Origin of the sequence: Pseudoalteromonas sp. P1-16-1b (genome assembly GCF_001401785.1) — a bacterium.
GTDB classification, from domain to species: Bacteria; Pseudomonadota; Gammaproteobacteria; order Enterobacterales; family Alteromonadaceae; genus Pseudoalteromonas; species Pseudoalteromonas undina.
The window spans coordinates 1-13,470 of record NZ_LKGQ01000003.1; the positions used below are offsets into that span (position 1 = coordinate 1).

At 39.4% G+C, this 13,470-nt stretch carries 13 protein-coding genes; 2 read left to right on the forward strand and 11 right to left on the reverse strand.

The annotated features are described in order from the left end of the window. Positions 1 to 219: 219 nt before the first annotated feature. Entirely contained in the window at positions 220 to 1,509 is a 1,290-nt protein-coding gene (locus AN392_RS02870; RefSeq protein ID WP_055011767.1) for an amidohydrolase, read from the reverse strand. A 327-nt stretch (positions 1,510 to 1,836) separates the two neighbouring features. Here AN392_RS02870 and AN392_RS02875 point away from each other — a divergent pair, with 327 nt between their 5' ends. Both AN392_RS02875 and AN392_RS02880 read left to right on the forward strand, forming a co-directional pair. Next, the gene (locus tag AN392_RS02875; RefSeq protein ID WP_055011768.1) at positions 1,837 to 2,895 is read left to right on the forward strand and encodes a hypothetical protein; all 1,059 of its coding nucleotides are present in this window, start codon (positions 1,837 to 1,839) and stop codon (positions 2,893 to 2,895) included. A gap of 164 nt (positions 2,896 to 3,059) precedes the next feature. Further along, entirely contained in the window at positions 3,060 to 4,121 is a 1,062-nt protein-coding gene (locus AN392_RS02880; RefSeq protein ID WP_055011769.1) for a hypothetical protein, read from the forward strand. 49 nt (positions 4,122 to 4,170) lie between these two features. Here AN392_RS02880 and ttcA read toward each other — a convergent pair whose 3' ends face one another. The 10 genes from ttcA to AN392_RS02930 all read right to left on the reverse strand — a co-directional run bounded on the left by ttcA (position 4,171) and on the right by AN392_RS02930 (position 13,469). Next, positions 4,171 to 5,085: a tRNA 2-thiocytidine(32) synthetase TtcA gene (ttcA, locus tag AN392_RS02885; protein WP_055011770.1), complete on the reverse strand. Its 915-nt coding sequence runs from the start codon at positions 5,083 to 5,085 to the stop codon at positions 4,171 to 4,173. 92 nt (positions 5,086 to 5,177) lie between these two features. Then, complete coding sequence (gene uspE / locus AN392_RS02890; RefSeq protein ID WP_055011771.1) at positions 5,178 to 6,104, reverse strand: universal stress protein UspE; 927 nt, start codon at positions 6,102 to 6,104, stop codon at positions 5,178 to 5,180. Positions 6,105 to 6,266: 162 nt separating this feature from the next. After that, on the reverse strand, positions 6,267 to 7,421 hold the full coding sequence (locus AN392_RS02895) for a right-handed parallel beta-helix repeat-containing protein (RefSeq protein WP_054200686.1): 1,155 nt from the start codon (positions 7,419 to 7,421) through the stop codon (positions 6,267 to 6,269). A gap of 201 nt (positions 7,422 to 7,622) precedes the next feature. Further along, on the reverse strand, positions 7,623 to 8,360 hold the full coding sequence (locus AN392_RS02900; RefSeq protein ID WP_055011772.1) for an FNR family transcription factor: 738 nt from the start codon (positions 8,358 to 8,360) through the stop codon (positions 7,623 to 7,625). Positions 8,361 to 8,402: 42 nt separating this feature from the next. After that, positions 8,403 to 9,074: a sulfite exporter TauE/SafE family protein gene (locus AN392_RS02905; RefSeq protein WP_055011773.1), complete on the reverse strand. Its 672-nt coding sequence runs from the start codon at positions 9,072 to 9,074 to the stop codon at positions 8,403 to 8,405. Further along, entirely contained in the window at positions 9,067 to 9,234 is a 168-nt protein-coding gene (gene ccoS, locus AN392_RS02910; protein WP_008109812.1) for a cbb3-type cytochrome oxidase assembly protein CcoS, read from the reverse strand. Before ccoS ends, AN392_RS02905 begins: the two co-directional genes overlap by 8 nt. Continuing rightward, on the reverse strand, positions 9,231 to 11,603 hold the full coding sequence (locus AN392_RS02915) for a heavy metal translocating P-type ATPase (protein WP_055011774.1): 2,373 nt from the start codon (positions 11,601 to 11,603) through the stop codon (positions 9,231 to 9,233). Before AN392_RS02915 ends, ccoS begins: the two co-directional genes overlap by 4 nt. Before the next feature lie 8 nt (positions 11,604 to 11,611). Then, a complete protein-coding gene (locus tag AN392_RS02920) occupies positions 11,612 to 12,103 on the reverse strand; it encodes a FixH family protein (protein ID WP_010389596.1) in 492 nt (163 codons plus the stop codon). Positions 12,104 to 12,252: 149 nt separating this feature from the next. Then, on the reverse strand, positions 12,253 to 13,287 hold the full coding sequence (gene ccoP / locus AN392_RS02925) for a cytochrome-c oxidase, cbb3-type subunit III (protein WP_010389597.1): 1,035 nt from the start codon (positions 13,285 to 13,287) through the stop codon (positions 12,253 to 12,255). Then, positions 13,284 to 13,469 (reverse strand): cbb3-type cytochrome c oxidase subunit 3, encoded by a 186-nt coding sequence (locus tag AN392_RS02930; protein ID WP_010389598.1) that lies wholly within the window; start codon positions 13,467 to 13,469, stop codon positions 13,284 to 13,286. Before AN392_RS02930 ends, ccoP begins: the two co-directional genes overlap by 4 nt. Position 13,470 lies beyond the last annotated feature (1 nt).

The following is a 13,470-nucleotide window of genomic DNA, read 5'->3' on the forward strand; positions in this document are numbered from 1 at the left end:
GCGATAACGCAGCATCAATGCCAAACAGGCGCTGCCCGAAGGGTTCTGCCTAGGGGCGATTTACTCTTTGTTGCTCGGTTTTTACTTAGTCCACTAGGTTACAAACCTCGCGCCGCGATTAAACCGCCCCTAGTTTGAACAAATATTAATCCGCAAAGGTCAACAGACCCTAGCTTTACAAGCACAAGGTTATTAGCCCAGTGCTTGTTATGCTGGTTTTTATTGTAAGTAGTCAACGACCAGTTGAGATAATGATTCTACGCCAAGTTGTAATGCGCTTTCGTCAACATAAAACTGAGGTGAATGATTACTTGGTGCCGTTTTAGCGTTTTGATCTTTTGGAGTGACGCCTAAAAAGTAAAACAGTCCAGGGGTTTCTAGCGCATAATAACTAAAGTCTTCTGCACCGGTAATTAAATCTGTGGTAATAATGTTGTCAGCACCTGCAATACGGGCAAGTGTAGGGGTCATTTTTTGGGTCAGTGCAACATTATTTACTGTTACAGGGTAGCCGTGATCTATATGCACATCAGCTTTAGCCCCCGCGGATTCGGCAACCAGTTCAGCGGTTTTAGCTAAACGTTTTTTAATATCGGCACGCATCGTTTGATCAAAGGTTCTAATTGTACCAATAAGCTCTACATTATCGGGGATAATATTTGAGCGTATGCCGCCGTTAATCGCGCCAAATGAAATAACAGAAGGCGCTTTAGTTACATCTACCTGGCGAGAGGCGATTGTTTGAGTTGCCATTATAATTTGTGATGAAGCAACAATGGGATCTACGCCATTCCAAGGGCGCGAGCCATGAGTTTGACGACCCGTTACGTTAATTGTGAAAGAGTCTTCACTGGCCATTAGTGGCCCTTCTCTAAAGCCAATTTGTCCGGTATTAAGTGAGCTGGTGGCATGCAAGCCAAACACCGCTTCAGGTTTTTGTTTAAATAAACCTTCTTTTAGCATTAGCTCTGCGCCTCCTTCTTCTCCTTCGGGGGCACCTTCTTCAGCCGGTTGAAATACAAACAGTACGTCACCCGCTAACTGATCTTTAATTTTTACCAGTGACTCTGCTACGGCCATTAGAATAGCAACATGAGTGTCGTGCCCGCAGGCATGCATAACGCCTACTTCATTACCACGATAGGTTGAGGTTTGTTTAGAGGCAAAGGGTAAATCAACTTGTTCGGTAACGGGTAAAGCATCCATATCGGCACGAAGGGCGATTAAAGGGCCTTTTTTACCACCGCTTAATTTAGCCACAACACCGGTATGCGCAACATCGGTTTGTACTTCAAGACCCAAAGATTTTAAATGGTTAGTAATGTACTTAGCGGTTTCAAATTCGCGATTACTCAGCTCTGGATATTGATGCAAATGGCGACGCCATGTAATGACTTTTTCACTTACACTTTGTGTTGCTTGTTCAAGTTGGGTGTTAATACTACTAGCAAAACTAGGCGCTGAAATTGCAGTAAATAAAACACTGCCAAAAATTATTTTTTTTATCATTTTAATTCCTTGGTTTTCATCGTGTGTAATTAACTTACGCTATTACATCAATAAAAAGTAGTGTTGTTTAATAGTTAACCAAAGTTAAAAGAAAGTTTATTGATACTTCTTAAGAAGGGGATAAAGCTATTTTGTTTAACACAATAGTTTGGCGCTTTTGTCGTATTTTAACGCAAATATTTAGCTTTAACGGTGAAAATGATAACAAAATGTTGCGTTTTTTAAATTTGTTCCCAATACTGGTCAATGCACTGCTTTTACCATGCACTGACAACAGCGTGTAACAAGCTAAGCATAATAAAAATATTCAATCAGTTAAGGATTAATATGAACAACACACACACTTTTAAACGCGCGACTTTATTTGCAGCAGCAATAGGGCTCTTAATGAGTTTTTCTGCGCTTAGTAAAGAGTATAAAGTAGTTTTAATTCATGGTTTGCAAGTATCCCAGCTTACCAATAAAGCAGGTAGTGATGTAGTAAACGATGGCCAAAGCTATTGGCAGTCTTATTGGGTAAACCGTGCCGACGAGCGCATTGACTGGCCTGCGTATGAACGAATAGAAGGAAAAATTACTACAGATTGGGTATGGCCCAAGCTACAACAGATCTCTCGCTCAAATTTATGCGAGCCAGGCTGCGTGTTTGTAACCCACTCTACCGGTGACTTAGTTGCCCGATATATTATAGATAACCAGGAAAACTGGCTAGAAAACGCGGGTTTAAAACCGCTTAATATTATTGCTACCTTTGATTTAGCAGGTGCTGGTGGCGGTAGTGAATTAGCCGACTTAGCGGTGAGTGCGTTAACCGGCGCATCGTGGAATTTTGCTGTAGATGCTGCATTAACTTGGTGGCTAGGCAGTGAAGTTAACGAGGCGGTTGGCGTATTACATGATTTAAAAGTTAATAATGCACGTAGAATCGCGCCATTACCTGATGCGCGCACACCGCGTTTACGCTTTGTGGCCGATGGTAATGCATACTTAGGTTTAACGGCTGGCTTTTTACGTGGTAACGATGATTCGGTAGTCGCTACTCACTCATCATGTGGCGCAAGCTCGGTAAGCTCATTTGGTAGTTGTAGTGCCAATATTGACACCAATGGGCGTTTAACTTCACAAGGTGATGCTGTTAGTAGCTTCATGCCATACCATTATCCATTAATGATGACTAACAGTTACAGCCATAACGAAATTCAACAAGCGCAGCACCAAGGTAATGTAACGGTGGCAATGAATAATATTAGCGTGGCTGGCGATACATTAGGATATGAAACTGTCGATGAAACTACCGGTAGTTGGTTTTGGAAAAAACAATACCGTTATGTAAAAGACTCTGATAATTTGAGTGCTTCAACGCTCATATATAATGTGATCCCATAAAGGTGATTGTGCGTGCGGCTTTATATGCTGCACGCTTTTGATACCAATTCGCTTTATGCAGTTATTTATTTTTAGGTAAGAAAACCTGAATGCAAATAGCAACAGGTTATCGCTCTAACAATGATTAACCATTATTGCGAATTGATGTTATAGGATAAATAACAATGAAAAAATCCTACGTTATTGTTTTAGTAATAATAGTTACCGGCTTGATGTGGTTTTTAGGTAAAGGCAATGCTAGTTATTCAGCTTCGCAAACAACAGCTAAAGAGCATAAAAAAACACCTGAATTTGTAGCTATGCCGGTAAAAAAAGAGGCATCAGCAGTTAAATCAAGCATAAAAAAAATGCCTAAAGAGCAGCATGAGTTTAATGAAGATATAGCTAAAGCAGCATTGGCGGTGGCGCAGCAATATCAACAAAACTTAGTATTCCCGCCTTATTCGCAACCTTTAACGGTATATGATGAAGACCGGCTAAAGCCAAATCAGTTTTTCCCGGTTACTAGCCCAGTAGGAGAGCAAGGCGGGGAGTTAACCTTAAGTTTATCTCAATATCGCTATGTCTATCCGCAAGCAATTGAATTAACCATAAGCGCACAAAATTTAGGTAAAGCACAGGTAACACTCAGTGATACGGATACTAAACAGCCGTTAAAAACACACAGTGGTGTTGCTCGTGACAATGAACTTGTAATTACGTTTAAAGGTGAGGAAGACTATCCTCGCAATTTACAGTTATTAGTTGAGGCCGACATTGTGGGTAAAATGGTTCCTGTGGTGGCACAAATACAATATATGCCGCCTAGTGCAACCCTAACTAGCTTTGATAACGCATATCCACGTAATGATAATATGATAGTGCCTGCTAATTTAACAGTGATAAAAAGTGGTTTATATCGTTTAAGAGCTAACTTATACAGCGGTACTTCGCCATTAGCACATTTAGTTGCTAAAGCTCGTTTAAATGAGGGCAGTGAACAAATTGATTTTAAAGCGCATTGGTCTGTTTTGCCTAAGCAAACAAATGGCTTACGATTGAGTGACTTTGTTATTGAACGTATGTCGCCAAGCCCAGGTGAGCGAAACAGCTTTGGGCAAAGTAAAGTGAGTGAGTTTACTATTGAAGATTTTGCTTATGATAGCTTACAGCAGCTGCCTTACCAGGCGAATAAACAAGAATTGCAGAGTTTAGAGTTTTTACAAGGATTAGCTGCCGGTAAGTAGCAGCATAGAACAGAGTGAAGGGTTTGCATTACTGCAAACCCTTAAAAAATTAGCTTAAATTAATAGTAACCACGTCGGCTTGGTTTGCTTCATCTTGTTCAGGATTAACTGGCGCTTTTGGAATATCTGGTTTATCTAACGCGATATCGCCACCATCAATAACATCACCGGTTTGCAGATTAGCAAAATCAAATAACTGGTTATCAGCTAAATGCGAAGGTACAACATTTTGCATGGCAGTAAAAATACTTTCTATACGCCCTGGGTGCTCTTTATTCCATTGCTCTAGCATGTTTTTAGTGTGCTTACGTTGTAAGTTTTCTTGTGAGCCGCATAAGTTACACGGAATAATTGGGTAGCCTTGGCTAAACGCATATTTGCTTATATCGGCTTCTTTACAATAAGCCAACGGGCGAATAACCATGTGCTCGCCGTTATCACTCATTAGTTTAGCTGGCATACTTTTGAGTTTTCCGCCGTAAAACATATTTAAAAACAAGGTTTCTATCATGTCATCGCGGTGATGACCTAAAGCTATTTTTGTGGCGCCTAGCTCTTTAGCCGTACGATATAAAATACCACGACGCAGACGAGAGCAAAGTGAGCACGTTGTTTTACCTTCAGGAATAATATCGGTAACAATACTGTAGGTATCTTCTTCGACAATTTTGTATTCAATATTTAAATTATCAAGGTATTCAGGCAGTACATGCTCAGGAAAGCCTGGTTGCTTTTGGTCAAGGTTAACCGCAAAAAGGTCAAACTTAATAGGGGCAACACGCTGTAAATGTTGCAGCATATCGAGCATAGTGTAACTGTCTTTACCGCCCGATAAGCACACCATGATACGATCACCTTCTTCTATCATGTTAAAGTCCATGACAGCTTGACCTGTGAGGCGGCGTAAACGCTTTTGAAGCTTATTTAAGTTGTGTTGAGCTTTGGCTTGAGCAGAATGAGACACTACGCCCCCTTATAAATAGTACGGCAAAATTAATTGCTAAAAATAAAGGGGCGTATTATATGCCATATGTAATATCACAGCTACAGCAAACGTTAACTTTCTGCGAGTGGGCTTACATAGCCATCAGGTTTCAATGCAAGTACATCACAATCGAGGCTGTCAATAACATGTTCAGCGGTGTTACCCACTAATGCAGCACTTAAGCCGGTACGTCCCACAGTGCCAATAACCACTAACTCACTATTTAAACGATTTGCAATATCCGGTATTACATCTTCTGGCAATCCCTCTTCAATAAAGCATTGATCAGAGGTTAGGTTAAACTCATTAGCTAGTTCATTGGTTGATTCAATATGATGTTTTTTAACTGATTCATTGTAAAGCCCAGGGTTAAACTCAGGAATTTCTATCGCAATATTTACCGGTGTAGCAGGGTAGGCATTGACTAAGTTAAGTTTAGCATTAGCTAGCTCACATAAAAATTGTGCATCTTTAATTATGCGTTTATTAAGTGATAGGTGCTGCTCATTTTCACTGACTGCGTTCACAGCAGCTAAAATATTCCCTTGTGCTGGCCATTGCATATCTTTGACAAATAAAACGGGCGTTGGACACTTTCTGACTAAGTGCCAGTCTGTAGGAGTAAAAATGACCGCTTTAAGCGCACCGTGTTGATGAGTACCTTTGATAACCAAGTCGTATTTATCATTGATAACGGTATTAATTATTGCCTCGTATGGGCGATTATGCCAAATAACTTGCGTATCAATATTAATATTTTGATAAGGAGAGATTAGATCTTTAAGCCATAGCTCGCGATCTTTGAGGACGGCTTGGCGCATTGCTTCACGTTCATCGCCTGATAACATAGTGGTCATTTCGTAAGAAAAATCGTAAACCGTCATAAAGGCGGTAATGCTTGCACCCGATTTTTTGGCTAAATCTATTGAACGCGCGAGGGCATTTTGATCGTCTTTAGTTGGGTCAATAACCGCGATAATACGTTTAATCGTTTCCATTGTGCTACTCCATTCACTTAACAGTTATACATTCAGTGTAACGCAAATACACAACAGTTAAAGGGGGTAGCACTAAGATTATTGTTCTATATCAAGAAATAAAGTTTCTCTAATTTTAAAACTCTTTATCTTGGATAAAAGCATGTAGTGCTTTATAAAAATTTAATTATCTTCAGGTTTTATTGAAGTGTTGTCTTCTACGGTGAATCCACTCGTTTTTTTCACAAAGCCCACTTCAGGTAGTAAGTTATAAACGTTATCTTTAATAGTAGAAAACAAATAACTCTTTCCACCTCTACTGAATAAGTTAATAAGATACCAATATTTCTTTTCAGGGTAAACAGTCATATCAACGTCAATAAAGTGATTGTTATTGATATAAATGCCTCTTACGTATTTATCATCTATTAGCTCGCCGGTTACATCTGACTGTATTCTAATGCCTCCCTTAGAACGTAAAACTGTGTTGTGAGTAAAATAAATACTTCCCCAATTAAAAGGCTCCGTCACACTTTCTGGTTTATTAGGGTAAGCATTGAGGATAAACTTATCAGTGTCTATGAAGGTATTTGAAATGATCTTAACATCCGAATAATAGGTTAATTCAATTGCTGTGCCTTTAGTTTTTTTAAAGGTATTATATTTTATTAAAGCTTTAGAAACAGGTTTTCTAGTGGCTAGTTTTAAGGAACCTTTTAGAGCTTCAAATACATTGCTTTCAATTGTAATATCATGTGTACCACCATAGTTTTCACTCCATGGGTGAGTTGTGGTCACTTGGGTTACATTTTTAAAATAGTTATTACTAATTTTTACTCTGAAAGAGTTGATAGGGGCATTATACGATGAACGCTTTGAGGAAGTTGCTCTTATTGCTGCATCGCCAAAATCAAAAAATTGATTGTGATGTATTGAAATATCTGCAGAACCTGCAAAGAGGATACCTTGCTCTCCCCAGTCGTAGTTAAGCGTGTCTTTAGTTAACCCTTCAAAAATAAAGCCATTAATTTCTATGAAGCGTGAATTATAAAAGGATAAAATATACTCTCCTTCAAATTGGTCACACTTTTTTAGTATAACGCCAGTATTAGCTGTAATAACAATATTGTTAAGATTTCTGACGATAATAGCTGAACATATATCGTAAACTCCTGGCTTGTCTATTTTAAGCTCAGAGTTTTCTGCAGTGTTTAAAATTAAGTCTTTTAGTGCTTGTGAGTCATCAATGCCATCATCGGGGATCATTGAGCTCGATGCTTGGCTACTAAATAAAAGACTTAAAGAAAGAGCGATAAATAGAAATAAAGAATTAGGCATGAGATTGTCCTTCTATATAAGAGTTTAATAGGACGTAGTTACTTTTATATTAAAAAATGAGCCAGCCAAGTAATTATTCATCGACTCTTAAAAGTGAATGGTTAATACCTCTACCCAAAGTGTTAGTAGAGATAGAGCATAATTGCAAATAATTACGCTCCAATTCAGGGGGGAGACTAATTTTAAAATGAGAAGCTATTATTAACGTGGCTTTACAATCGCAGCTGTTTTCGCAAGCGCGCCATTATCTAAAATAGTAATAAACTTGCCTTCTACTTTGATTAAATCTGCTTTTTGAAAACGGCTCAATAAACGGCTAATAGTTTCAACTGTTAAACCGAGGTAGTTGCCAATTTCACCGCGGGTCATGGTAAATCTAAATTCTTTACGTGAAAAACCACGTTCACCAAAACGCTCTGATAAATTATAAATAAAACTCGCTAGGCGTTCTTCGGCAGACTTTTTATTAAGTAATAGCAGCATTTCTTGATCGTAGGTTATTTCACTACTCATTAAACGCATAATTTGCTGGCGAAGCTTGGGCAGTTTACCAGCGAGTTCGTCAAGGGTATCAAAGGGGATTTCACATACCATTGAGGTTTCTAGTGCTTGAGAAAAGCTTTGGTGCTGCATTTTATTAATGGCATCAAACCCAACAAGGTCGCCAGCTAAGTGAAAGCCGGTAATTTGTTCATCGCCTTGCTCAGACAAAGTATACGATTTAAACGAACCTGAACGAACCGCAAAAATTGCATTTAAAGGCGCGCCCGATTCAAATAAGTAGTCACCTTTGTGTAATGGTTTTTTTCGCTCAATGATCTCATCAAGTTTATCCATTTCTTGGCCATTTAAAGAAAATGGTAAACATAACTGGCTAATACTGCAGTTATTACAGCTAATGGCACAATTACCTTTAGCACGACTTTGAGAAAAATCCATAAGTTCAATCCGTTAAATTTCTATGCACGACATTTTATAATGTTAATGCACTAGCTTATCTGTTGCAATGATCAGAAGGTAGATACCATACCAAATGATAACACTGCCTAATGTTATTCGTGTCCATGGGTGATTAAAAAGCGTATTTAGCTTTTGTGCAGCCATACCTAAGGTGATCATGGCAGGAAATGTGCCTAGAGCAAATGCCAGCATAACTAAAGCACCATTAATGGCACTGCCACTGGTCATTGCCCAGGTAAGTGCAGAGTATACTAAACCGCACGGTAACCAGCCCCATAACGCGCCATAACCAAGTGCTTTAAAAGGCGAATCAATGGGCATTAAATACTTATTAAGTTTAATTAAGTGCTGCCAAATAAGGGTTTTACCTAGTTTTTCGAGCCACTGTAAGGTGGCGGCTAGGCGCATAATATAAACGCCAACCAGTAACATAAAAATACCAGCTAAAAATGACAAAAATAATGAAAAGGCAGAATTTTGCGTAGCAAACTGGCTACTAATACCCGCGACAAGGGCTCCTGCTAGCATATAACTTAAAGCTCGACCGCTGTTATAAGCTAGAGAATATAACCAGGTTTGGCGTTTGTTACTGGCAAGTTGTAACGAACTGGCAATGCCGCCACACATAGCAATGCAATGACCACTGCCAATTAAGCCCATTAAAAAAGCGCTAACAAATATAGGGTCAATCATTACTTTTATTGTGCTGCTCTTTGTCGTCTTCAAACAAAATGCTGTGGCCTTGCTTGTTTAAATCAGAGAATTGCTCGCCTTTTACTGCCCAAAAAAATACGCCAATAGCAATTAATACAAACAAAATAGCAATAGGAACTAAAATATAAATTATGCTCATAACTTTAATAGCCTTAGTGAATTACATATCACAATAATAGAGCTGGCAGACATACCAATAACGGCCATCCATGGCGCAACTAAGCCCATAGCCGCTAGCGGTAATATAGAGCCATTATATAATAAAGAAAGCGCCAAGTTTTGCTTAATTATACGTCGTGTTTGTTTAGCAATAGTTAACAAATGCGAGATAGAAGCTAAGTCACTGTTTAGCAATACAACATCAGCACTATTTTTAGATATATCGGCACCGGTTTCCATGGCGATAGATAAATGGGCGCTGGCAAATACTGGGCTGTCGTTTACGCCATCACCAACCATAGCAACAATTTCACCTTGCGATGACCAGCGTTCAACTGCGACTTGTTTATCTTTTGGACTGCAGCTTGCAAGTACTGAATCAAGCTTTAATTTTTTAGCGACTTTGGCACCGGCATCAGATGCATCACCAGTTAGCATATGGCAACTAAGGTTAGCCGCTTGTAAAACATTAATGAGCTTATCGGCATCAGCTTTAACTTTATCTACAAAGTAAAAGCGTGCAACAGCCTGCTTGTTTATGTAAAGCGTTGCTTGTGCGTTGGTTTTTTTTGTGTCAAACCAGCCACTTTTACCAATAGCGTAATGGGTATTATCGAACTGAGCGCTTATCCCAATGCCTGGGTGCAGTTGTACATCGTCAAATTTACGTTGCCCTTTAAACTCCTTAAATGCACTGGCAATAGGATGTTCAGAGTAACTTTCAAGCTGGGCTGCAATATCAAGAATTTGCTCTTTGCTGTAGTTATCATCAAGTATGTCAACCACGTCGAGGCTAAATTTACCTTGTGTAAGCGTACCTGTTTTGTCAAAGGCAAATAAAGTGAGCTTTGATAGGGTTTCTAGCACATGTGCTTGCTTAATTAGTATACCTTTGCGGGTTAAGGTTGCTACAGCACACGTTAATGCGGTGGGAATTGCTAAGCTTAATGCGCACGGGCAAGTGGCCACTAACACCGATATAGTGATCCAAAAAGCAACATCAGGGTCTACCTGGTACCAACCAATGGCGGTTAGAGAGGCAAACACCAATAATACAGCAACAAACCACTGCGCTACTTTGTCGGTAATTTCAACCAGTCTTGGGCGTTTTGTTAGGGCATTATGTTGCAGGCGAATAATTTGATTAAGTAGGGTGTTTTGGCCTAGTTTATTGATTTTTATTTCAATAATACCATCATGATTCACCGTACCTGCATACACATTATGATCAATATACTTTCGTACTGGTTGATGTTCGCCGGTCATCATAGACTCATCAACACTGGTACTGCCTTTAACCAATATGCCATCAGCAGGAATGGTTTCGCCAGCCTTTATTAACACAATATCGTTAAGTTTGAGTTTTTTGGCGGCAATGATGTGCTCATTACCTTGCTCATCGAGCGTTCGTGCAGTAAGGGGTAACAACTTTTGCAAGTTGGCAGTGAATTCACTGGCCTTTAAACGCGCTCTAAATTCTAAGTATTTACCTAGTAAGAGTAAAAAGGTAAACATACAAATAGATTCAAAGTAAACTTCGCCTACTTCCATTACGGTGGCATAACAGCTGGCGCCATAAGCACCAAAAATAGCCAATGATACTGGTAAGTCCATATTCAGCTGCTTTGCCTTTAAGCCGTTAATTGCGTTACTTAAAAAGGGAAGGGCGCTGTATAAAATGACTGGAGTGGCTAGAATTAAACTGATCCATCTAAAGTACTGTTCAAAGTTGCTATCCATTCCAGAGAACATGCCGAAGTACATTGCAAAGGCAAACATCATGACTTGCATGGTCATCAAGCCTGCGACACCAAGGCGGCGAATATACGCTTTGGCTGTTTGTTGCTTTTGCTGGGCTTCTAAATCTGATTGGAAGGGGTAAGCTTTATAGCCTATTTCAGCCAATGAGGTAATTAGCTCACTTAAAGGCGTGGCACTTTTATCCCAGTGGATCATGGCACGATTTGTTGAGGTATTTACATCAACGCGTTTTACCGATTTAAGGTTCAATAATTGCTTTTCAATTAGCCAGGCACAGGCGGCGCAGGTTATACCTTCAACACTCAGTAATACCTCAGAGTTGTCGTTGTGCGTACTAATAAACTCATCTTGGATATCTTCATTGTCATAACTTTTAATAAAAGCGAGCTGTTCAGGGACAAGTTGCTCTACTTTGCCGGCACTTACGGTGCGGTATTTGTAGTAGTCGGTCATTCCTTGGTCAATGATGTTTTGAGCAACCGCTTGACAGCCAATGCAACACATTGGCTCAGCGGTATTGTCTATAATAACGTGTGCGTTAAACCCTGCCGGCACACTTTCAAGACAATGAAAGCAATTTTTAGACATACTAAATACTACTTATAATTAGGAGTAACTAAAACGGTGGCTGTGGTTGGTAAAGTAATACTTTCTTTCATTTTCCAACTAGCATCAACGGGTTCAATAAACACTGAGTAAGCACCAGGCGTGTAGCTTTCTAATAATGCAGTAAACTCTTGATTAGCATTTGGAGTGAGGGTAGCTTCAAAATCATGTGCTTTTATAGTGCGATGAAAAAACGATAATTTTAGCGCGTGAATATTACTGGTATCGCCTTTAGTAAATTTAAAGCTTACTCGCTCATCAGATACATTTAGGTCACCATGTAAATACAAGGCTTTTGCTTTATCAAACTTGATCAGCTCTAAGTTGATTGCTTTGCCTTTTTTATAGTAATCGTCCACAACCATATCTGGGCCGTTACCAATGGCTGTAATAAATAAACTAATGCAGCCAATAATTGCAGCTAATGGAAAGAAGATTAAAAACCAAGGCCAAAAATTTTTATACCACGGAGTCGGTTGCATAGTCGCTCTAAAATTAATTAATGTGCGGCTATATTATAATAAATAGAACGAAAAGACTAAAAAAAAGCCTCCGAGTGGAGGCTTTTTTGATCTGTATTAATCTATTGAAATAAAAAGATTAAAACTGAAACGTTTTGTTAACTTTATCGTTATTTATCTTGCGATAAGCTGTAAACGTAAGCAGTTAATAGGTGAATTTTATCTTCGCCTAAAATCTCTTTCCAAGCAGGCATTACACCAGCACGGCCATGGTTAAGTGTTTCTTCAACTGCACGTTGAGAACCACCGTATAACCAAATGTTATCAGTTAGATTTGGTGCACCAAACGGTAAGTTGTGCGCTACTGAACCTTTACCATCTGCACCATGACATGCTGCACACATCGCGAATTTCGCTTTACCTGCATCGGCATCTTTTTGGTTAACAGTACGACCAGATAGGCTAAGTACATAAGCTGTCATTTCTTTAACGCCTTGCTCACCTAATGCATCACCCCAAGGTGGCATTGCTGCAACTCGACCTAAAAGTAATGTTTCTCTGATTTTGTCAGGTGTACCACCGTATAACCAATCTTTATCTGTTAGGTTAGGGAAGCCAGTACCACCTCGAGCATCAGAGCCATGACATTGCGCACAGTTTTGAGCAAATAAGCGCTGACCAATTTCAACCGCTAGTTGACCTTGCGTTTGCTCATGCTTAGTACCGTTCTCTAGTGCTACTTGTTGTGCTGCATCACCAGCAAACTTAGACTCTACTAAATCAGTAACAGGGATTTGTGCCAATTCATTGAAAATTGGGCCAAAACGCTCTTCAGCAGCACGATATTCTGCATCTAGCTTTACAAAGCGGCCATCTTCTTTAGCATCAATGACTGCTTCTTTCGATTCAGTTAAAGAAGTAACACCTTGGTTTGAGCTGGTCCACTTTGCTAAGCCTTCCCAGTTACCTAAACCCGGGTATGCTGCTAAGTAATAAACAGACCATACAAACGTTGCGAAGAACATGTATGTCCACCATTTTGGTAGTGGATTGTTTAATTCTTCAATGCCGTCAAACTCATGTCCACAGCTTTCACCTTCTTTTACGCCTACATAGTTTTTTAAGTTCCAAACTAGTAGACCAAAGATAATGATTAAGCATGCAAGGGTTAATACAATAACCCATATACTCCAAAAGCTAGTCATTTCTCAGACCCCTTTTCCTCGTTAGAGAGTGTATTGTTGTGTTTTTTTTCATCTTCAAATATGACATTAGCAGCGTCTTTAAAACGACTTTTACTGCGCTTACTATATGCCCATCCAACAATCACAATAAATAATACTAAAATTACCAGAGTCAAAATGCCTCTGTATGTCCCGTAGTCCATA